The following is a 19,414-nucleotide window of genomic DNA, read 5'->3' as shown; positions in this document are numbered from 1 at the left end:
CGGGAAGCCGGGGCGGAACGGGCGGGTGGTCAGCGCGAGGTGTCGAAGACCTCGTCGCGGGTGGTCGCGAGCGCGCTCTCCAGCGCGCCGCGCAGCACGGGGTGTTCCTGGACCTCGCCGACGACGAGCCGCGGCCGGGCGGCCGCCAGCTCCTCCAGCTCGGCCTGGACCAGGGCGCGCAGGACTTCGCCGCCCGCGGTCAGGACCGTGCCGCTGAGGACGACGAGTTCGGGGTCGAGGACGGAGACGAGGGAGGCGAGACCGGTGGCGATCCGGGTCGCGTAGGTCCGCAGGAGTTCGTGGTGCGGCCCGCTGCCGTGATCGGCGGCGCAGGCCACGAGCGCGGCGGCGGCCTCGGAGTGCGAACCGGCCGGCAGGTCGCCGATGCCGAGCGCGTCGGCCAGCCGGGGCAGCGACTGCGCGCCGGCGAGTTCCTGGTAGCCGCCGCTGTTGGCCTTGGTGACCTGGCGCACCAGCGGGGCGCCCGGCACCGGCAGGAAGCCGACCTCGCCCGCGCCGCCGGTCCAGCCGCGGTGCAGCCGGCCGCCGAGGACCAGGGCGGCGCCGAGGCCCTCCTCGTTCCACAGCAGGACGAAGTCGCCGTGGCCGCGGGCCGCGCCGAGCCGCTGTTCGGCGATGGCGGCGAGGTTGACGTCGTTCTCGTACTCGACGGGCATCGGCAGCGCGGCGGCGAGGTCGTCGAGCAGCGCGGGGGAGTGCCAGCCCGGCAGGTGCGAGGCGTAGCGCAGCCGGCCGGTGTTGGGGTCGAAGGCGCCGGGCGTGCCGATGACCAGCCGCCGGACGTCGTCGCGGGCCAGTCCCGCCGCCTTCACCGCGCCGTCGAGGGCGTCGGTGACCTGCCGTACGACGGACTGGGCGGACCGGCGTCCCGGGGTGGGGAGTTCGTACTCGCCGACGGTGCGGCCGGTGACGTCGGCGACCGCGGCCCGGATGCGGGCCGGGTTGACGTCGAGTCCCGCGGCGTGCGCGGCGCCCGGATTCACCGAGTACAGCTGGGCGTTGGGGCCCGGCCGGCCCTCGCTCGTGCCGGTCGCGAGCACCAGTCCGGCCGCCTCCAGGCGGGCCAGCAGCTGCGAGGCGGTCGGCTTGGAGAGGCCGGTGAGCTTGCCGATCCGGGTCCGCGACAGCGGGCCGTGCTCCAGCAGCAGGTCCAGTGCGGCGCGGTCGTTCATGGCGCGCAGTACGCGCGGGGTGCCCGGCGTGCCGGCGGTTCCTGCCATGCGGTTCGACACCTGCCTTTCCAGCCGCTCAGTTTCCCAGTGATCAGGGTGTGAGGTCCACCCGGGTGACGCGTCGGGTTCACGTGCCGGGATCGCCGGCCGGGACCGCTCACCCATGATCACTGTTAGGAAAGTTTCCTGTTGGCTGGAAAACGTAGGCCGCCGGAGGGAGAGCGTCAATAGCCCGACTGCGCGGCAACCCACTCGTTACCTGCGCTCGGACGCACCGAGGGCCCGTCCGGACGTCCGGACGGGCCCTTGTGTATGGGGGGGTGCGGGGTGGCCGCGGGTGCTACTTGACCTTGATGAAGTCACCGGTCGCCGTGGCCGGCGCGGTGGTCGCCGTGCCGGCGAAGACGTAGCGGTAGTAGCCGCTCCTCGACGCCTTCACGGTGGTGGACAGGGTGCCGCCGGTGCCCGACGTGATGTCCTTGACGTTCGTGTACGCGGTGCCGCCCTCGGGGCGGAACTGCAGGACGGCCTTCTGCCCCTGGTAGCCCTTGTACGCGGAGGCGTCCCAGTCGGCGCGGGTCAGCTTGCCCCTGACGGTGATCGTCCGGCCCTTGACCACCGGCTCCGGGGAGGCGTCGGCGGTCGCCCTGGCCGCCCGCAGCACCTTGGCCGTGCCGAGGTTGCCCCAGATCGCGGTGCCGGAGCTGGTGCTGAGGAAGTCGTCCGAGGCGGAGCCGTCGACGTAGCTGTAGAAGCCGCCCGCCTTCCAGGTGCCGGCGTCGGCGGCCTCGAACAGGTCCCTGCGCGGATCGACGACGATCTTCTCGGTGCAGCTGGCGGTGACGGTCGTCGCCGTGGTCGCCGTGGTGGTGCAGGCGGGGGCGTCGTCGGGGCCCACCGCGTTGTCCATCGCCTTCAGGGTGCCGCGGTAGAGGATCACGCCGGCGAACGACGAGTCGCCGTTCAGGGTCACGTCCGCGGGCCGGGTCAGGGTGTAGGTCACCGGCACGGTCACCTTCGCGGTGGTGCCGGCCACGACGGCCTTGCCGCCGTTGACCTTGATCCCGGTGAACTTCAGATCGGGCGTGCTCGGCGCCGCGGAGGCGGCGGGCGCCACGGCACCGGCCAGGGCCAGGGCGCCGGACAGGGCGGCGCCTATGGCGAGCTTTCTCATGTTTCCCCACCTTCACGACGGCTCCCCGGGCGGCTTCGCGCTCCAGATCAAGGACCCGTGGTGGGGCGACACTAGATCACCGCGAGATGGGCGGGTGATGGGGGGTTCCTGTGAAGAACGTGTGGACCGCGGGCGTACGGCGCCGGGCGGGGTTCTCCGTACGCCGCCGCCGGGCCGGGCCCGCGACGGGCGCCCCGGCAAAGCGAATGGGGCACCCCGTGCCCTTCGGCGTCGGGGTGCCCCGTCTGTCCACTCGGACGAGCGTGCTGAAGCGTTCCGCTACTTCCCGGGCGGCACCGGCCGCTGGGGTGTGATCGGGGCCGTCGCCGCCACCTGGGGCGAGTCCGCGTTGGAGAACACCGACGGGGCCGCCACGGCCGCCGTCGGGTCCGGCGCCTCCTCCTCGGTGAGCGCCACCGGCACCCCGCCGACGATCCTGATGTCGGCCTCGTCGAAGGCCCGCTTGATCCGCCAGCGCAGCTCGCGCTCCACCGTCAGGGCCTTGCCCGGCATGGTCTTGGCGGAGAGCCGGACCACCATCGAGTCGATGAGGACGGAGTCCAGGCCGAGGATCTGGATCGGACCCCAGAGGAGTTCGTTCCAGGGCTCCTCCTTGGCCATCTTCTCGGCGACCTCCTCCAGGGTGGCCCGGACCCGGTCCAGGTCCTCGGTGGGCCGGACGGTGACGTCCACGCCGGCCGTGGCCCAGCCCTGCGACAGGTTGCCGATCCGCTTGATCTCGCCGTTGCGCACGTACCAGATCTCGCCGTTGTCGCCGCGCAGCTTGGTCACCCGCAGGCCGACCTCGACCACCTCGCCGGAGGCGACCCCCGCGTCGATCGAGTCGCCGACGCCGTACTGGTCCTCCAGGATCATGAACACGCCGGACAGGAAGTCCGTGACCAGGTTGCGGGCGCCGAAGCCGATCGCCACACCGGCCACACCGGCCGACGCCAGCAGCGGCGCCAGATCTATCTGGAAGCTGCTGAGCACCATCAGCGCCGCGGTGCCGAGGATCAGGAAACTCGCCACCGACCGCAGCACGGAGCCGATCGCGTGCGAGCGCTGGCGCCGCCGCTCGGCGTTGACCAGCAGCCCGCCGAGCGTGATGCCCTCCGGCGACTCGGACGTCCGGTTCATCCGGTCGATGAACTTGGTGATCGCCCGCAGCACGATCTTTCTCAGCACCACCGCGATCACCAGGACGAGCAGCACCTTCAGCCCGATCGCCAGCCATGTCGACCAGTTCTGCTCGACCCACGTGGCGGCGTTGGTGGCGCTCTCCTGGGCGTCCTGGAGCGTGGGCACCGCCGGTGTCTCCGACCCCGAGGGGATCGGTGACGGCGACGGACCGGCGGCCGGCAGGGCGACGGGCAAGGACACGGCGGGTACCTCCTGGCGGTGCGGTACTGCCCTCCGGCACGGCGTTCACGGTCACGGCTTCAAGGTCACGAAAAGGTCACCGGACGGGCAGGATGACCACACTAACGGGGCATCGCGTGTGCGCCCGACGGATGCCGGGAGGAGAGACCGCACTCACGCCCCGGGCCTCCCGTTGAACTGGCCCGCGAGGGCGAAGCGGGACTCGGGGGACCCCTGTGGTGTGGTCGAAAACACTCCCAGGCCGTTACGTGGACATGGTGGCGCGTCCACCAGGCAAGAGGGGAGACTGGCCACAGATCGTCCCGGCGCGAGCCACGCGCCGCCGACGCCCAAGGAGGCCCCTGTGCCGCATGTCCTGGTCCTCAACGCGTCGTACGAGCCCCTCGGCGTCGTACCGCTCCGCCGCGCGCTCGTCCTCGTCCTGGAGAACAAGGCAGTCGCCTTGGAGGAATCCGGCGCCTTCATGCACAGCGCAACCGTCACAGTCCCCGCACCCAGCGTGGTCCGGCTCAAGCGATTCGTACGGGTTCCCTACCGCGGGCCCGTTCCGCTCACCCGAAGGGCGCTCTTCGCGCGCGACGGAGGCCGGTGCATGTACTGCGGTGGCGTCGCAACCAGCGTCGACCACGTCATCCCGCGCAGTCGCGGGGGTCAGCACGTCTGGGACAACGTGGTCGCGTCGTGCCGTCGCTGCAACCACGTCAAGGCCGACCGCCATCTCTTCGAGATCGGCTGGCGGCTGCGGCACAAACCAGCACCACCCACCGGCCTGGCCTGGCGCATCATCGGGACCGGCCATAGGGATCCGCGCTGGCTGCCCTATTTGCAGCCGTACGGCGCGGACGACGCCCTGGCCCGGATCGACGGCATCTCCGCCTGACGATCCGGGCCTTCGCACACCCCGTGGCTGCCCGCCTCAGCCACGGGGCCCTTCGACGCGCGCACCCCGTACGGCATACAGCGCGCCGCCCGCCGCGAACGCCCCCAGCGCCGCCGCCCAGGCGCCCGGTTGCATACCCGGTTGCACGGGCCACGCCCACACGGCCACCGCGCTCCCACGCGCCCCCGACGCCCCCAGGTACACGGCGCTCACGTACCCGAAGGCGGGCAGCCAGCTCAGCCGCGCCCCCAGCAGCACCGCCGCCCCGGCCGTGATGCCGGCACAGCCGAGCGTGTCGCGGACCATGGCCGGGGGCCCGAAGGTCTCCGGATGCCCCAGCACCGCCGGCGACAGCAGCCCGCACGCGACCGCGGTCAGCCCGGCCAGCTGCACCAGCCGGCGCGGCCACCACGGCCGTACCGCCGTACGGTCCAGTTCGTCCGAGGGCGCGTACAGGCTCACCCCGATCACCGCGGCCGCCAGCAGCGGGGCCAGCGCCGGCACCGGCACCCGGCGGCCGGGGTCCACGTAGGCGTCCAGCCCGGCCGCCGCCCAGGCCGCGAGGGCCGCCGTGCCCGCGAGCGCGGCCAGGGTGGCGGGCACCGCGCGCGAGCGGGCGTAGAGCAGCAGCGGCGTCACAGGGCCGGCACCCCCTTCGCATCGCACGCGGCGCGGGCAGCGAAGTACGCCGACAGCCAGGCCCGGCGTTCCGCACCGCCCATCGCCGTCAGCCGGGCGCGGGCGGCGCGGCGCTCGGCCAGTTCCGCCCGCTGCCGCGTGTTCCCCCCGGCTTCCAGGCGGTCGAAGTACTCCTGGTCCGGCCGCGGCGCGAGGTAGTCCAGGACCGCGTCGTCGGCCGTGGAGGACGCGTCGTCCGGGCAGTCGCCCCGCAGCTGAAGCGCCGCCGCTGCCTGCCACGCGAACATCACCGGGTCGGTCAGGCGGCCCCGCACGAACGACCAGCCGAGCGGCGTCAGCGACGGCAGCCCCGCCTCGTCCGCACGCGGTCCGCCCCACCGGTCCGACCAGCGCACCGGCAGGTTCCGCACCCCCGCCAGCCTGCCGGTGACGTCCGACAGCGCGTCGGTGAGCTGCGGCAGCGCACCGGCGTACCGGGCGTTCACGCACACCGCGGGCGTGACGGACGTGTCGCACACCTGCCTGCGGACGAGCGGGTCGGTGCGCCACAGCCCGTCCCCGGCCTGGGTGAGCAGCACGGCCGCGGCCGTCGCGGCGGCCAGCGGCAGCACCGCCGTCCACCGGCGCCGCGCCGCGTACGCCAGGACGGCCGCCCCCGCCAGACCGCCCGTCCAGACCGTCATCGCCACCGGCAGCCACCACACCGGCACGGACGTGTCCAGGACCAAGAACGCCGGGTCGAGGTGGCGCCAGCTCCCCGAGTCCGCCACCGCGGGCACGCCCAGCCCCACGTAGCCCGCGACGGCCGGCAGCGGCGCCGCCGCCCGCCACGGCACCACCCGCCCGACCACCTGACCGACGAGCACGGCCGCCCCCGTGACGGCCGCGTCGGCGGGCAGCCGCGCCAGACGCGGTCCGTCACCCGCTCCACCCAGGGCGTACGGCCAGGTCGCGAGCAGCGCCAGCCCCGCCGCGGCCAGGTACCCGGCGGCCACCCACAGTGCCGTCGGCAGCGCCGACACGAGGAACCGGGCCAGCGGCGCCCGTACGGCCGTCTCCCACAGCTCCCGGGTGCGCCGCCGCCGCTCCCGGCCGCCCTGCCAGCAGCCCGCGGCCGCGGCCGCCGGGGCCGCGATCAGCACGGCCGCGTGCAGTTCGGTGGCCGTCTCCGCCCAGCCGCCCTGCCACCGGTCGGCCGTGGCGGCGAGCGTCCCGCCCAGCGTCAGCAGCACGGCCAGGCCGGCCCAGGGCGCGAAGCCACGGCGGGCCTCCGTGAGCAGCGGCGCCCGCACCGCGGCCATGGCGCTCACCGCCGTGCTCCCGCGGTGGCGCGGTGGGTGCGCAGGGCCGTCGTGTAGCCGCGCTCGATCGGATGGTCGCCGGGGCCGTCGGACGCCTCACCGAGGGCGGCCAGCGTGCCGGGCGTGCCCCGGTAGGCGACCCGGCCCGCGTCCAGCAGGGTGACCTCCGTGCAGGCCGCGGCCACGTCCTCCACCAGGTGCGTGGAGACGACCACGGTCGCCGAGGCGCCCAGCTCGCGCAGCAGCTCCCGGAACTCGACGCGCTGTTCGGGGTCGAGGCCGGCGGTCGGTTCGTCGAGCAGCAGGACCTCCGGTTCGTTGACGACGGCCTGCGCGATGCCGACCCGGCGGACCATGCCCCCGGACAGCGTCCGGATCTTCGCGTCGGCCCGGTCGGCGAGCCCGACCCGGTCCACCGCCCGTGCCACCGCGGCCGGGACCCCGGCGGCCGGCATCTCCTTCAGCCAGGCCACGTACGCCACGAACTCCCGCACGGTGAAGCCCGGGTAGTGGCCGAACTCCTGCGGCAGATAGCCGAGCCGGGCCCGGACCTCGCCGAGGGCACGGTGCCCCGCGGTGTCCCGGCCGAGCACCTCCACCCGGCCCGCGGCCGGCCGGGCGACCGTCGCCAGCACTCTGATCAGCGAGGTCTTCCCGGCGCCGTTCGGACCCAGCAGCCCGTGCACGCCCGTGCCGAGCGCGAGGTCGACGGAGTCCAGGGCGACGGTCCTGCGGTGCCGTACCCGCAGGCCGGTGACGCGTATGCTCAACGGTTCTCCATGTGGTCGAAGGCGTGCCGGCGGACGGCCAGCAGCGCGGCGCACGCGACGGCGGCCGCGGCCCACGCGGCCTGGCTCCCGTCGAAGCGGGCGGACAGCTGAGCGGCCAGCCGGGCCGTGAACGGGCCGCCGTGGGCGGCGACGGCCGGGACGAGGACGGCGGCCAGCCAGCCGCCCCCGGTCACCGCCGTGGCGGTACGGCACCCGACGCAGGAAGCGAGCGCCAGGGAGCCGAGGGTCAGGGCCAGGCCCGGCAGCAGCCAGGCGGCGGCGCCGGGCGCGCCGGAGGCGGGCAGCGCGGCCCCGGTGAGGGCCAGCGCGGGCAGGCTCACGGCCAGGACGGCGGCGGTGCGGGTGAGCGCGAGGCGCAGGCCGCCGGACGGGGTGGCCGCGGTGATCTCGTGCAGGGGGTCGGCGTGCGGGCCGTAGGAGAGGGCGACGCCGGCCACGGGGACCACCGGGGCGACGGTGAGCAGGAGCGTGCGGGCACCCGCGTAGTCCGCGGCGCGGGCCAGCAGGAGGGCGCCCAGGACCACGCAGAGCAGGGCCAGGAGCCAGGAACCGCGCACGGCGGGCCCGAGGGACCACAGGGCGGCCTTCGCACGGGGGGCCCGGCGCGGGTGCGCGCGGGCCGGTCGCGCGGTTCCGCGTACCGCTCGGACGGTGCTCTCCGGCATCCCGTGAGCGGCGGTTCTCCGCGTCCCGCGCGCGGGTGACACGGACGTCAGCACCGCGTCGCGGATCTCGTCGAGCAGCGGGCCGGCCGCCGTGTGCCGTACCGCCGCCGACACCCGCGCCGCGCATCCGGCGCAGGTCTCCAGGTGCTTCTCCAGGGACCACGCGTCCGGCTCGGGAAGGGAGCCGTCGGCGTACCGCAGCGTGACGTCCTCGGAAGCGTGCCAGGGCTCCGTCATGCCGGGCCTCCCATCGGTGCGGGGTTCAGCCGGGCCAGGGCCGTGCGGAGTTCCGCCCTGGCCCGGAGCGCGCGGGACTTGACCGTGCCCTCCGGTATGCCGAGCAGCAGCGCGGTCTCGCGGGTGCTCAGGCCGTCCACGACCGTCGCCCGCAGCACCTCGCGGAGTTCCGGCGAGATCCGGTCCAGGGCCGTGCCGACGTCGCCGTACTCCAGGCCCGCGAGGACCCGGTCCTCCGCGGACGGCGTGGCCGCCGGACCGGGCAGGGGCTCCACCCGTGCAGCCCTCTCCTGCACCCGGCGGGCGTCCACCAGCCGGCGGGCGGCGATCGTCCACAGCCAGCCGCCGGCCTCCTGCCCGCGGTGCCCGGCCGCCGACCGCCACACCGTGACGAAGGTGTCCTGCAGCACCTCCCGGACCACCTCGGGGTCGGCGCAGCGCCGGGTCAGGCGGGCGTGCAGCCAGCCCGCGTGCCGGTCGTACAGCGCGGCCAGCGCCGCGTCGTCGCCGGACGCGACGGATCGCAGCAGCGCCCCGTCCGTGACGGCTGGAGCGTCGTCCTGCCGGTGGCCCCCCATGGGGCGGAACAGTCTCACACCGTCTCTATCGGTCACCCGGACGCGCGCGGTTCGCGGGGCGCGTGGCGGGACGGGGGAGTGCCCCCGGCGCTTCGGGGTAGGCCTGCCGAGACGCGGCGTCCGCCGCGCCGTTCGACGTCAGGAGAAGGAGGCCACCGTGGCCGCAGCGGTTCATCATCCGATCCCGGCCCAGTTCAAACCCCCGGTGCACAGCGAGGAGGATTCCCTGCTGTGCGTGTTCAGCGCCGAGACCGTCTGCGCGGAGGCGCCGCTGACCAGCGAGCCGCCGCTGCCCGACACCGAGCCGCTGACCAGCGAACCTCCGCTCGCCGACCTGGCTCCGCTGACCAGTGAGCCGGGGTTGTAGATGAGCGGAGCCCTGGACGGGGAACTGTGCCGGCTCGCCGGGCTGTACGGCGTCGCCACCTCCTACAGCCCGTCACCGGACCGTACGGTCGAGGCGTCGGCCGCCGCCGTGACGGCCGCGCTGGCCGCGCTGGACGTCGACGCGAGCGGCCCGGAGGCCGTCCGCGCCGCCCTCGCCGACCGCGAGCGGCACCTCGCCGAACGGCTGCTGCCGCCGACGCTCGTGCACTGGTCCGGCTCCGGCGACCCCGCCCTCGACCTGCCCGCCGGCACCCGGCTGGAGGTACGCACCGAGGACGGCTCCACCCGCGACGGCGTGACCGGCCTGCCGACCGGAGTGCACCGGCTGACCGCCGTCGCCCCCGACGGCCGCAGCGCGCACGCCCACCTGATCGTCGCCCCCGACCGGCTGCCCGCGCCCGCGGGCCGCAGCCACGGCCTCCTCGTCCAGCTGTACTCGCTCCTCTCCCACCGCTCCTGGGGCATGGGCGACCTCGGTGACCTCGCCGCTCTGGCCGACTGGGCCGGACGCACGGCCGGGGCCGGGTTCGTCCAGGTCAACCCGTTGCACGCGGCCGTGCCCGGCCCGCCGACCGACCCCTCGCCGTACCGCCCCTCCTCCCGCCGCTTCCCCGACCCGGTGCACCTGAGGCCGGAGTCCGTGCCCGAGTACGTCCCGGACCCCGCGCACACGGAACGCGCCGCGCAGCTGCGCGCCGCCGTCCTCGGCCAGGGCGCCCACATCGACCGGGACGCGGTCTGGGAGCTGAAGCGGCAGGCCCTGGAGGCGCCCGCCGCCGCGCCGCTCTCCGCCGCCCGGCAGGCCGCCTACGACGCCTTCCGCGCCGACCAGGGCCAGGCCCTGGAGGACCACGCCACCTGGTACGCGCTCGCCGAGCGGCACGGCCCCGACTGGCACCGGTGGCCGGAGCCGCTGCGCGACCCGCGGTCCGAGGAGACCGCCCGCGCCCGCGCCGAGCTGAGCGACCGGGTCGCCTTCCACACCCGGCTGGCCTGGCTCACCGACACCCAGCTCACCGCCGCCCAGCGCACCGCACGCGAGGCGGGGATGCCGGTCGGGATCGTGCACGACCTCGCCGTCGGCGTGCACCCGGCGGGCGCGGACGCCTGGGCGCAGCGCGCGTTCTTCGCCGCCGGGATGTCCGTCGGCGCCCCGCCCGACGCCTTCAACGCCCGCGGCCAGGACTGGGGCCTGCCGCCCTGGCGTCCCGACCGCCTGGCCGAGTCGGGCCACGCCCCCTACCGCCAGCTGCTGCGCGCCCTCTTCCGCTACGCGGGCGCGCTGCGCATCGACCACGTGATGGGCCTGTTCCGGCTCTGGTGGGTGCCGGAGGGCCGGCCGCCCACGGAGGGCACCTACGTCCGCTACGACGCCGAGGCGATGCTGGCGCTGCTGGCCCTGGAGGCGACCCGGGCGGGCGCGCTGGTGATCGGGGAGGACCTCGGGACGGTGGAGCCGGGGGTGCGCGAGGCGCTGCAGCGGCGCGGGGTGCTCGGCACGTCGGTGCTCTGGTTCGAACGGGACTGGGACGGCGACGGCCGCCCGCTCCCTCCGGAGAGCTGGCGCGCGGACTGCCTCGCCACCGCCACCACCCACGACCTGCCGCCCACCGCCGCCCGCCTCACCGGTGAACACGTCGAGCTGCGCGACCGCCTCGGCCTGCTGACCCGCCCGGTGGCCGAGGAGCGGGCGGAGGCGGCGGCGGACACGGCGGAGTGGCTGGCCGTGCTGACCCGGCTGGGCCTGCTGGCCGCCCCCGACGCCGGTGACGAGGAGGCCGAGATCCGGGCCGTGCACCGCTTCCTGCTGCGCACCCCGGCCCGCATGGTGGGCGTCTGGCTGCCCGACACGGTCGGCGACCGCCGCCCGCAGAACCTCCCCGGCACCTGGGACCAGTACCCGAACTGGCGGCTGCCGATCGCGGACGCCACCGGCCGGCCGGTGACCCTGGAGGAGCTGACGGCCGCGCCGAGGGTCCGGGAACTCCTGGCGGTCCTGCGGCCGGACGGCCCGCCGGACGAGCCGGAGGGCCCGCCGGACGAGGAGGAGGACGGTCGCCCGGTCTCCGTGCCGAGCCCGTCGGGGGCGTGAGAGCCGCGGCCCTGGAGGGCCGCGGCGGCATGCGGTGCCGCGTACCGGTACCCCGGCCGCGCGGCCCTCAAGTCGGCCCGCTAGTTTGGGAGGGTGGACAAGAAGAACGCCCTGCGCGCCGGCGCCCTGGCTGCCGGTACGACGCTGATGATGCTGCTCATGTCGTCCCCCGCTCTCGCGCTCACGCGTGACGACGGCGACGACCCCGGCAAGGGCCTGAGCGTCATCGAGACGCTGGGTCTCTACGTCCTGATCCCCCTCGTGCTCTTCGTGGTCATCGCGGGCCTGGTCATGGTGCTGGACAAGTCCAAGATCCGGGTGCACAAGCCCGGCGCCGTGAAGGCCAAGGCCAAGGCCTGACGAAGCTTTTCCGCAGAGGGCGTCGGCCGCCTTCCGCACCTCCCGTCGCGGGACGTGCGGAAGACGGCCGGCGCCCTCGTCGTGCTCAGGGGCTCGGCGCGGTCAGGTAGCGCTGCAGGGTCGGCCCGAGCCACGCCAGGACCTCCTCGCGCGTCAGCTCCACCACCGGCGGCAGCCGCAGCACGAACCGGGTGAGGGCGAGCCCCAGCAGCTGCGCCGCGCACAGTCCTGCCCGTGCCTGCACCTGCTCCGGGTCGGGGCACACCCGCCGGGCCATCGGGACCACCTGGTCCCGGAAGATGCCCTGCAGCCGTTCGGCGCCCGCCTTGTTGGTGATGCCGACCCGCAGCACCGCCGTGAACTCCTCGTTCGTCTCCCAGACGGTCAGGAAGTGGGCGACCAGCGTGCGCCCGGCCTCCTCGGGCGGCACCCGTGACACGTCGGGCATCTTCAGGTCCAGCGTGACGGCGGCCGCGAACAGGCCGTCCTTGGTGCCGAAGTAGCGCATGACCATGGACGGGTCGATGCGCGCCTCCTTGGCGATGGCGCGGATGGTGGCCCGCTCGTAGCCGTCGGTGGCGAAGCGTTCGCGGGCCGCGGCCAGGATGGCGGAGCGGCTGGCGTCGGAGCGGCGTGCCGCCGGGCCGCCGGCGGGTTCTGTGGTTCCACTGGGAGAGCCGGTCATGCCCACGAGCGTAGGTCAACACTCGTAGGCCAACAAGTGTTGACTGCGTCGCCGACCCTGCCTAGGCTTGTCAACAAGCGTTGGCAAACAATCGTTGGCAAACATGTGTTGGCCAACAGGCGCAGGCACTCAGGAGGCCTCCCATGAACGGCCCGACCGCCACCACCCCCTCCCGCGTGATCGTCGTCGGCTCCGGCCCCACCGGCCTGCTCCTGGCCGGTGACCTCGCCGCCGCCGGCGTCCCGGTCACGCTCCTGGAGAAGCGACCGCACCGCATCAGTAACCTCTCCCGCGCCTTCGTCCTGCACGCCCGCGCCCTGGAGCAGCTGGACGCCCGCGGCCTCGCCGACGACCTGGAGGCCCTCGGCAACCCGCTCACCCGGCTCAACCTCTTCGACGGCCTCACCCTCGACCTCGGCGCCCTCCCCTCCCGTTTCCGCCACGTGCTGGTGATCCCGCAGTACGAGGTCGAGAAGGTGCTGGAGCACCGCGCTGCCGCCGCGGGCGTCGACTTCCGGTACGAGTCCGAGGTGACCGGCCTGAGCCAGGACGCCGACGGGGTCACCGTGCACGTCGCGGGCGGCGAGGACCTGCGCGCCCAGTACGTCGTCGGTACCGACGGCATGCGCAGCGCCGTGCGGGAGGCGGTCGGGCTGCCGTTCCCGGGGAGGTCGGCCATCCGGTCCGTCGTCCTCGCCGACGTGCTGCTCGACGAGAAACCGGAGTCGCTGATCACGGCCGGGGCGGTCGGCGACGCGTTCGCCTTCCTCGCGCCCTTCGGCGACGGCTACCACCGCGTCATCTGCTGGCACCGCGGCCGCGACGTCCCCGACCACGAGCCGGTCGGCCTCGACGAGGTCAGGGAGATCACCCGGTCGGCACTGGGCCGGGACTTCGGGATGCACGACGCCCGCTGGATGTCCCGCTTCCACAGCGACGAGCGGCAGGCGCCCCGCTACCGGGTCGGCCGGGTCTTCCTGGCCGGGGACGCGGCGCACGTGCACACCCCGGCGGGCGGCCAGGGCATGAACACCGGTCTGCAGGACGCGGCCAACCTGAGCTGGAAGCTCGCCGCCGTCCTGCACGGCCACGCGGCCCCCGGCCTGCTCGACACCTACCAGAGCGAACGCCACCCGGTCGGCAGGTCGGTGCTGCGCAGCAGCGGCGCGATCGTCCGCCTGGCGATGGCCAAGGGCTGGCAGCTGCCGGTGCGTACGGTGCTGATGGCCGTGCTCGCCCGGCTGGCCCCCCTCCGCGCCCGGGTCACGGGGCAGGTCACCGGCGTCGGCTACCGCTACCCGGCGCCGCGGGGCGCCCATCCGCTGACCGGGACACGCGTTCCCGACCTCGCCCTGGCCGGTGGCGGCCGGCTCTACGAGGCGCTGCGCGGCGGCCGGTTCGTCCTGGTCACGCCGGGCGCCCACGACCCGGGCGAGGGGCGCGCGGACCGGCTGGCCGTGGCGCGCTGGGCGAGCGGCCGCGGTACGACGCTGCTGGTGCGGCCCGACGGGTACGCGGCCTGGGCCGCGGAGGACGCCGGGGCCGCGGACATCGAGGCGGCGCTGGCCGCGCACGTCGGCTGAGGGGACGCCATCGGCGGCGCACCGGCTCAGCCGACGGTGAAGTCGGTGACCTCGGTGTCCAGGGTGGTGCTGCCGTCCTCGGCGGTGGCCAGCACCGCGACGTGCCAGGTGCCGTGCGGCGAGGACGCGGCGTCGGCGGCGGACACCACGGCCCGGTAGGTGCACCGCGCGGTGTCCCCCGCGGCCGGCGCGCAGGTCGCCGACTCCACGGCGGCCATGTCCTTCGCGGTCAGCGGCTTCTTCGCGAACTCCGACTTCTGCGGCCAGGCCAGCACCTTCAGGCTCTTCACTCCGGAGGACGCGGTGACCTCGGTGGAGAAGGCGAGGGAACCGTCGTGACCGGCCCGGGGCGCGGTGTAGCGGGCGGTGCTGTGCGCGAAGGCGGGCGGCTGGTCGCCGGCGTAGGCGAGGGCGAAGGCACCGGCGCCCCCGAGGACGACGACACCAGCGACGACGGACAGCGCGATACGACGGGACATGACGGGTTCTCCCTGACGGGCGGGGGGCCGAGGGCCCCGGATCGGTGGACCGGCGCCGTGTGCCGCGCCGTTGCACCGATCCTCGCAAGCCGCGCGGACCCCGGACGTGAGCACGGATACTCAACTCGGCCTGGGGGATACCCGGGTGGGACACGCAACCGGACCACCGCCCCCCAACCCGGCCGCCGCACCCACACCAGGACCACCGCCCCCGCACCCGGCCACCGCACGCACACCAGGACCGCCGCCCCGCACCCGGCGCCGTACACGCGGAAGGGGCGCCGGAACACCGGCGCCCCTTCCGTCGTACCGTTCGGCCGCTACTGGGCCGCGGCGTCCGCCGCCTGGGCGCGCAGGGCGCGCTCGATGCCCGCGCGGGACTCCGAGACGAGGCGGGCCAGAGCCGCGTTCGGCTCGGCCTCGGTCAGCCAGGTGTCCGTCTTGGCGACGGTCTCCTCGGAGACCTGGAGGACCGGGTAGAGCCCGACCGCGATCTGCTGGGCCATCTCGTGCGAACGGCTGTCCCACACCGACTTCAGGACCTCGAAGTACCGGTCCGTGTACGGCGCCAGCAGCTCACGCTGATCGGTCTGGACGAAGCCGCCGATCACCGCCTCCTGCACGGCGTTCGGCAGCTTGTCGGACTCGACGACCGACGCCCACGCCTCGGCCTTGGCCTCGTCGGTCGGGCGGGCCGCACGGGCGGTGGCCGCGTGGCGCTCGCCGGCGGCCGTCCGGTCCCGCTCGTACTCGGCGGCGATCTCCGCCTCGTCGAACCGGCCGACCGCCGCCAGCCGCTCCACGAACGCCCAGCGCAGGTCGGTGTCGACGGCCAGGCCCTCGATGGTGTGGGTGCCCTCCAGCAGGCTGTCCAGGAGGTCCAGCTGCTCCGGGGTACGGGCGGTGGCCGCGAAGGCACGGGCCCAGGCAAGCTGGTGGTCGCTGCCTGCGGCGGCCGACCGCAGGTGGGCGAGGGTGGCGTCGGTCCAGCGGGTGAGCAGGGCCTCGCGGGCGGTCGGGGCGGCGTACATCTCGACGGCCAGCTTCACCTGGCGCTGCAGCGACTGCACGACACCGATGTCGGACTCCTTGCCGATGCCGGCCAGCACCAGGGACAGGTACTCGCGGGCGGGCAGTTCCGCGTCGCGGGTCATGTCCCAGGCCGACGCCCAGCACAGCGCGCGCGGCAGCGAGGCCTCGAAGTCGCCCAGGTGCTCGGTCACGAAGCTCAGCGACCGCTCGTCCAGGCGGACCTTCGCGTACGACAGGTCGTCGTCGTTGAGCAGGAACACCGCCGGGCGGCGGCGCCCGGTCAGCTGCGGCACGGCCGTCAGCTCGCCGTCCACGTCCAGCTCGATCCGGTCGGTGCGCACCAGCTTGCCGGTCGCCTCGTCCAGGTCGTACAGGCCGACCGCGATGCGGTGCGGGCGCAGGACCGGCTCGCCCTTGGCGCCGGCGGGCAGCGCCGGGGCCTCCTGGCGGATCGTGAACGAGGTGACGAGGCCGTCCGCGTCCGTCTCGACCTCGGGGCGCAGGATGTTGATCCCGGCGGTCTGCAGCCACTTCTTCGACCAGGTGCTCAGGTCCCGGCCGGAGGTCTCCTCCAGGGCGCCCAGCAGGTCGGACAGGCGCGTGTTGCCGAACGCGTGCCGCTTGAAGTACGCCTGCACGCCCGTGAAGAACTCGTCCATGCCGACGTAGGCGACGAGCTGCTTGAGGACCGAGGCGCCCTTGGCGTAGGTGATGCCGTCGAAGTTGACGAGGACGTCGTCCAGGTCACGGATCTCGGCCATGATCGGGTGCGTGGAGGGCAGCTGGTCCTGCCGGTACGCCCAGGTCTTCATGGAGTTCGCGAACGTCGTCCACGAGTGCGGCCAGCGCGAGCCGGGCGCGTACGCCTGGCAGGCGATGGAGGTGTAGGTGGCGAACGACTCGTTCAGCCACAGGTCGTTCCACCACTCCATGGTGACCAGGTCGCCGAACCACATGTGGGCCAGCTCGTGCAGGATCGTCTCGGCACGCGTCTCGTACGCCGCGTCGGTCACCTTGGACCGGAAGACGTACTGGTCGCGGATGGTCACCGCGCCCGCGTTCTCCATCGCGCCCGCGTTGAACTCCGGCACGAACAGCTGGTCGTACTTCTCGAACGGGTACGCGTAGTCGAACTTCTCCTGGAACCAGTCGAAGCCCTGCCGGGTGACCTCGAAGATCGCGTCCGAGTCGAGGAACTCGGCGAGCGAGGGCCGGCAGTAGATGCCCAGCGGCACGCTCTGCCCGTCCTTCTCGTACACGCTGTGCACGGAGTGGTACGGGCCCACGATCAGCGCGGTGATGTACGACGAGATGCGCGGCGTCGGCGCGAAGGCCCAGACGTCGTCCTTGGGCTCGGGCGTCGGCGAGTTGGAGATGACCGTCCAGCCGCTCGGCGCCTTCACGGTGAACCGGAAGGTCGCCTTCAGGTCCGGCTGCTCGAAGTTGGCGAAGACCCGGCGGGCGTCCGGCACCTCGAACTGGGTGTAGAGGTAGGCCTGCTCGTCGACCGGGTCGACGAAGCGGTGCAGGCCCTCGCCCGTGTTGGTGTACGCGCAGTCGGCCACGACCCGCAGGACGTTGCGGCCCTCCAGCAGGCCAGGCAGCGCGATCCGGGAGTCCGCGAAGACCTCGGCGGGGTCGAGCGGGTCGCCGTTCAGGGTGACCTCGTGGACCGCGGGGGCCACCAGGTCGATGAAGGAAGCGGCGCCCGCTTCGGCGACGTCGAAGCGCACCGTGGTCACGGACCGGTAGGTACCGCCCTCCTGCGCTCCGGAGAGGTCGAGATCGATCTCGTACGAGTCGACAGTGAGCAGCTTCGCCCGCTGCTGTGCCTCTTCGCGAGTCAGGTTTGTGCCAGGCACGCGGTCATCTCCTCGTTATGTGTGGGTTGCGCCATCCTTCCACGTCGGCCCTGCCCCGGGCGACGAGGGAAAACCCCAGACATCGCCCGGACGGCGGGCCTCAGGCGGCCGTTGTGCCGCCGTCGACCGGCATCGCCGCGCCGGTGACGAAAGAAGAGCGGTCGCTGCACAGCCACAGTGCGGCCTCCGCGACCTCGGCGGGGCCGGCCATCCGCTTCTGCAGTGTCTCGCCCTCGAACCGCTCCCGCAGTTCCGGCGTCGTCCGCACGGCCCGGTCCATCATCTCGGTGCGGGTGCTGCCGACCACCAGCGCGTTGACCCGGATGCCGCGCTCCGCGTACTCGGCGGCGGCGGCCCGGGTCAGCCCGAGGACGGCGTGCTTGGCGGCCACGTACGCGGCCGACGCCCCGGTCGCCCGCTGCCCCGCGACGCTCGACGTGTTGACGATCGTGCCGCCGCCGGACCCGAGCATCTCGGGGATCTGGAAGCGCAGGCAGTTCCACACCCCGCGCACGTTGACGTCCATGGTCCGCTCGTAGACGTCCTGGCCGGTCTCGTGCAGCTCGGTGCCCGCGGTCCCGAACCCGGCGTTGTTGAAGGCGCAGTCCAGGCGGCCGAAGGCGGTGACGGCGGTGCGCACCACCTGCTCGACCTCCTCGGCCGAGGCGACGTCCGCGGGGACGGCCAGGGCCCGGCCGCCGGCCGCGCCGATCTCGTCGGCCAGCGCGGCCAGCCGCTCCGTGCGCCGCGCCGTCAGCACGACGGCCGCCCCCTCCCGTGCGAAGAGTCGCGCGGCGGCCGCCCCGATCCCGCTGGAGGCACCGGTGATCATGACGACCTTGCCGTCGAGGACACGCGATGCGGCACAGGACGGCTCACTGTTGGTCATGGTGTCGGGGTTCCCCTTCGACGACGAGCCCTGCGGTGACGCGCCCGAAGGGGCGCTGGGGGCACCCCCGGCCGAAGACCGGGGGAGGAACTGCGCGACCGGCCGGGACGCTGCCGCGCCCGCCGACGGCAGGACGCGGCACACCCCGAGGCGGCCGGCGCCTAGGCGGACAGCTCCGCCGCCACCAGCTCGGCGATCTGCACCGCGTTCAGCGCGGCGCCCTTGCGGAGGTTGTCGTTGGAGATGAACAGCGCGATCCCGTTGTCCACCGTCTCGTCGCGGCGGATCCGGCCGACGTACGAGGCGTCCCGGCCGGCCGCCTGCAGCGGGGTCGGGATGTCGGACAGCTCGACGCCCGGGGCGCCGGCGAGCAGCTCGGTGGCGCGCTCCGGGCTGAGCGGGCGGGCGAACCGGGCGTTGACCTGGAGGGAGTGGCCGGAGAAGACCGGGACGCGCACGCAGGTGCCGGAGACCTTGAGGTCGGGCAGCTCCAGGATCTTGCGGGACTCGTTGCGCAGCTTCTGCTCCTCGTCGGTCTCGTTGAGACCGTCGTCGACGAGGTTGCCGGCGAAGGGGAGCACGTTGAAGGCGATGGGGCGCTTGTAGACCTGCGGCTCGGGGAAGTCGACCGCGCCGCCGTCGTGGGTGAGCTTGTCGGCGTCGGCGGCGACCTTCTGCACCTGCCCGTGCAGCTCGGCGACGCCCGCGAGACCGGAGCCGGAGACCGCCTGGTAGGTGGTGGCGACCAGCGCCTGAAGGCCCGCCTCCGCGTCCAGCACCTTCAGGACCGGCATCGCGGCCATCGTGGTGCAGTTGGGGTTGGCGATGATGCCCTTGGGGCGGTCGCCGATCGCGTGCGGGTTGACCTCGGAGACCACCAGCGGGACGGCGGGGTCCTTGCGCCAGGCGGAGGAGTTGTCGATGACGACGGCGCCCTGGGCGGCGACCTTCTCCGCGAGCGCCTTCGAGGTGGACCCGCCGGCCGAGAACAGCACGATGTCCAGGCCGGTGTAGTCGGCGGCCGCCGCGTCCTCCACGGTCACGCCGTCCAGGACGGTCCCCGCGGAACGGGCCGAGGCGAACAGCCGCAGCTCGGTGACCGGGAAGTCGCGCTCCGCGAGGATCCTGCGCATGACCGTGCCGACCTGACCGGTGGCTCCGACGATTCCGACCCTCACGGTGACTCCCTCTGCGTACGGTGACG

General features: G+C 74.2%; 18 protein-coding genes. 5 read left to right on the top strand and 13 right to left on the bottom strand.

Translation table 11 applies throughout. From position 1 onward, the window contains the following. Nucleotides 1-29 precede the first annotated feature (29 nt). The 3 genes from ACIQOE_RS04865 to ACIQOE_RS04855 form a co-directional block, all read right to left on the bottom strand. Nucleotides 30-1,241, bottom strand: coding sequence for an ROK family protein (locus tag ACIQOE_RS04865; protein WP_401409667.1), 1,212 nt, complete (start codon nucleotides 1,239-1,241; stop codon nucleotides 30-32). Between the two features lie 292 nt (nucleotides 1,242-1,533). Then, entirely contained in the window at nucleotides 1,534-2,367 is an 834-nt protein-coding gene (locus ACIQOE_RS04860) for a hypothetical protein (protein WP_401409665.1), read from the bottom strand. Between the two features lie 279 nt (nucleotides 2,368-2,646). Continuing rightward, nucleotides 2,647-3,750 (bottom strand): mechanosensitive ion channel family protein, encoded by a 1,104-nt coding sequence (locus ACIQOE_RS04855; protein ID WP_351935392.1) that lies wholly within the window; start codon nucleotides 3,748-3,750, stop codon nucleotides 2,647-2,649. Nucleotides 3,751-4,093: 343 nt separating this feature from the next. Here ACIQOE_RS04855 and ACIQOE_RS04850 point away from each other — a divergent pair, with 343 nt between their 5' ends. After that, nucleotides 4,094-4,630, top strand: coding sequence for an HNH endonuclease (locus ACIQOE_RS04850; RefSeq protein WP_351319301.1), 537 nt, complete (start codon nucleotides 4,094-4,096; stop codon nucleotides 4,628-4,630). A gap of 36 nt (nucleotides 4,631-4,666) precedes the next feature. Here ACIQOE_RS04850 and ACIQOE_RS04845 read toward each other — a convergent pair whose 3' ends face one another. From ACIQOE_RS04845 to ACIQOE_RS04825, 5 genes are read right to left on the bottom strand one after another with little or no spacing between them, the layout of a single operon-like run. After that, nucleotides 4,667-5,269, bottom strand: a complete 603-nt coding sequence (locus ACIQOE_RS04845) for a hypothetical protein (protein ID WP_365572265.1) — start codon at nucleotides 5,267-5,269, stop codon at nucleotides 4,667-4,669. Then, entirely contained in the window at nucleotides 5,266-6,570 is a 1,305-nt protein-coding gene (locus ACIQOE_RS04840; protein ID WP_401410111.1) for a hypothetical protein, read from the bottom strand. The genes ACIQOE_RS04845 and ACIQOE_RS04840 overlap by 4 nt, the downstream gene beginning before the upstream one ends. A gap of 5 nt (nucleotides 6,571-6,575) precedes the next feature. Beyond that, nucleotides 6,576-7,340 carry an ATP-binding cassette domain-containing protein gene (locus tag ACIQOE_RS04835; RefSeq protein ID WP_401409662.1) on the bottom strand — a complete coding sequence of 255 codons (765 nt, stop codon included), beginning with the start codon at nucleotides 7,338-7,340 and terminating at the stop codon, nucleotides 6,576-6,578. Beyond that, nucleotides 7,337-8,263 carry a zf-HC2 domain-containing protein gene (locus tag ACIQOE_RS04830; RefSeq protein WP_401409660.1) on the bottom strand — a complete coding sequence of 309 codons (927 nt, stop codon included), beginning with the start codon at nucleotides 8,261-8,263 and terminating at the stop codon, nucleotides 7,337-7,339. The genes ACIQOE_RS04835 and ACIQOE_RS04830 overlap by 4 nt, the downstream gene beginning before the upstream one ends. Further along, entirely contained in the window at nucleotides 8,260-8,841 is a 582-nt protein-coding gene (locus ACIQOE_RS04825; RefSeq protein ID WP_351319307.1) for an RNA polymerase sigma factor, read from the bottom strand. Before ACIQOE_RS04825 ends, ACIQOE_RS04830 begins: the two co-directional genes overlap by 4 nt. A 157-nt stretch (nucleotides 8,842-8,998) precedes the next feature. Here ACIQOE_RS04825 and ACIQOE_RS04820 point away from each other — a divergent pair, with 157 nt between their 5' ends. The 3 genes from ACIQOE_RS04820 to ACIQOE_RS04810 all read left to right on the top strand — a co-directional run bounded on the left by ACIQOE_RS04820 (nucleotide 8,999) and on the right by ACIQOE_RS04810 (nucleotide 11,680). After that, on the top strand, nucleotides 8,999-9,208 hold the full coding sequence (locus ACIQOE_RS04820; protein ID WP_390632612.1) for a hypothetical protein: 210 nt from the start codon (nucleotides 8,999-9,001) through the stop codon (nucleotides 9,206-9,208). Then, nucleotides 9,209-11,320 (top strand): 4-alpha-glucanotransferase, encoded by a 2,112-nt coding sequence (gene malQ / locus ACIQOE_RS04815; RefSeq protein ID WP_401409658.1) that lies wholly within the window; start codon nucleotides 9,209-9,211, stop codon nucleotides 11,318-11,320. Between the two features lie 93 nt (nucleotides 11,321-11,413). After that, nucleotides 11,414-11,680 carry a hypothetical protein gene (locus ACIQOE_RS04810; protein WP_351319311.1) on the top strand — a complete coding sequence of 89 codons (267 nt, stop codon included), beginning with the start codon at nucleotides 11,414-11,416 and terminating at the stop codon, nucleotides 11,678-11,680. 85 nt (nucleotides 11,681-11,765) lie between these two features. Here the strand turns inward: ACIQOE_RS04810 and ACIQOE_RS04805 are convergent, their stop codons facing one another. Continuing rightward, the gene (locus tag ACIQOE_RS04805; protein ID WP_351319313.1) at nucleotides 11,766-12,365 is read right to left on the bottom strand and encodes a TetR family transcriptional regulator; all 600 of its coding nucleotides are present in this window, start codon (nucleotides 12,363-12,365) and stop codon (nucleotides 11,766-11,768) included. A gap of 143 nt (nucleotides 12,366-12,508) precedes the next feature. On the opposite strand from ACIQOE_RS04805, the gene ACIQOE_RS04800 reads away from it, so the two are divergent. Beyond that, nucleotides 12,509-13,948 (top strand): FAD-dependent monooxygenase, encoded by a 1,440-nt coding sequence (locus tag ACIQOE_RS04800; RefSeq protein WP_399008117.1) that lies wholly within the window; start codon nucleotides 12,509-12,511, stop codon nucleotides 13,946-13,948. 26 nt (nucleotides 13,949-13,974) lie between these two features. On the opposite strand, the gene ACIQOE_RS04795 is transcribed toward ACIQOE_RS04800, so the two are convergent. The 4 genes from ACIQOE_RS04795 to ACIQOE_RS04780 form a co-directional block, all read right to left on the bottom strand. Beyond that, the gene (locus ACIQOE_RS04795) at nucleotides 13,975-14,427 is read right to left on the bottom strand and encodes a DUF5707 domain-containing protein (protein ID WP_351319317.1); all 453 of its coding nucleotides are present in this window, start codon (nucleotides 14,425-14,427) and stop codon (nucleotides 13,975-13,977) included. Between the two features lie 320 nt (nucleotides 14,428-14,747). Next, nucleotides 14,748-17,321, bottom strand: a complete 2,574-nt coding sequence (pepN, locus tag ACIQOE_RS04790; protein WP_401409655.1) for an aminopeptidase N — start codon at nucleotides 17,319-17,321, stop codon at nucleotides 14,748-14,750. 100 nt (nucleotides 17,322-17,421) lie between these two features. Next, nucleotides 17,422-18,210 carry a glucose 1-dehydrogenase gene (locus tag ACIQOE_RS04785; RefSeq protein ID WP_365559829.1) on the bottom strand — a complete coding sequence of 263 codons (789 nt, stop codon included), beginning with the start codon at nucleotides 18,208-18,210 and terminating at the stop codon, nucleotides 17,422-17,424. A gap of 161 nt (nucleotides 18,211-18,371) precedes the next feature. Continuing rightward, the gene (locus ACIQOE_RS04780; protein ID WP_401409653.1) at nucleotides 18,372-19,388 is read right to left on the bottom strand and encodes an aspartate-semialdehyde dehydrogenase; all 1,017 of its coding nucleotides are present in this window, start codon (nucleotides 19,386-19,388) and stop codon (nucleotides 18,372-18,374) included. Between the last annotated feature and the right edge of the window lie 26 nt (nucleotides 19,389-19,414).

Source organism: Streptomyces sp. NPDC091282 (assembly GCF_044757385.1).
In the GTDB taxonomy this organism is placed as follows: Bacteria; Actinomycetota; Actinomycetes; order Streptomycetales; family Streptomycetaceae; genus Streptomyces; species Streptomyces gramineus.
The sequence above is the reverse complement of the archived record's forward strand: the minus strand, read 5'-3'. Positions and strand labels throughout refer to the sequence as shown.

What these genes read in the sequence shown, in the direction of transcription:
- ACIQOE_RS04865 (WP_401409667.1), bottom strand. Translation starts at nt 1,241, where the DNA reads ATGGCAGGAACCGCCGGCACGCCGGGCACCCCGCGCGTACTGCGCGCC.
- ACIQOE_RS04825 (WP_351319307.1), bottom strand. Translation starts at nt 8,841, where the DNA reads ATGGGGGGCCACCGGCAGGACGACGCTCCAGCCGTCACGGACGGGGCG.
- ACIQOE_RS04785 (WP_365559829.1), bottom strand. Translation starts at nt 18,210, where the DNA reads ATGACCAACAGTGAGCCGTCCTGTGCCGCATCGCGTGTCCTCGACGGC.
- malQ (WP_401409658.1), top strand. Translation starts at nt 9,209, where the DNA reads ATGAGCGGAGCCCTGGACGGGGAACTGTGCCGGCTCGCCGGGCTGTAC.
- ACIQOE_RS04800 (WP_399008117.1), top strand. Translation starts at nt 12,509, where the DNA reads ATGAACGGCCCGACCGCCACCACCCCCTCCCGCGTGATCGTCGTCGGC.
- ACIQOE_RS04830 (WP_401409660.1), bottom strand. Translation starts at nt 8,263, where the DNA reads ATGACGGAGCCCTGGCACGCTTCCGAGGACGTCACGCTGCGGTACGCC.
- ACIQOE_RS04860 (WP_401409665.1), bottom strand. Translation starts at nt 2,367, where the DNA reads ATGAGAAAGCTCGCCATAGGCGCCGCCCTGTCCGGCGCCCTGGCCCTG.
- ACIQOE_RS04795 (WP_351319317.1), bottom strand. Translation starts at nt 14,427, where the DNA reads ATGTCCCGTCGTATCGCGCTGTCCGTCGTCGCTGGTGTCGTCGTCCTC.
- ACIQOE_RS04805 (WP_351319313.1), bottom strand. Translation starts at nt 12,365, where the DNA reads ATGACCGGCTCTCCCAGTGGAACCACAGAACCCGCCGGCGGCCCGGCG.
- ACIQOE_RS04840 (WP_401410111.1), bottom strand. Translation starts at nt 6,570, where the DNA reads ATGGCCGCGGTGCGGGCGCCGCTGCTCACGGAGGCCCGCCGTGGCTTC.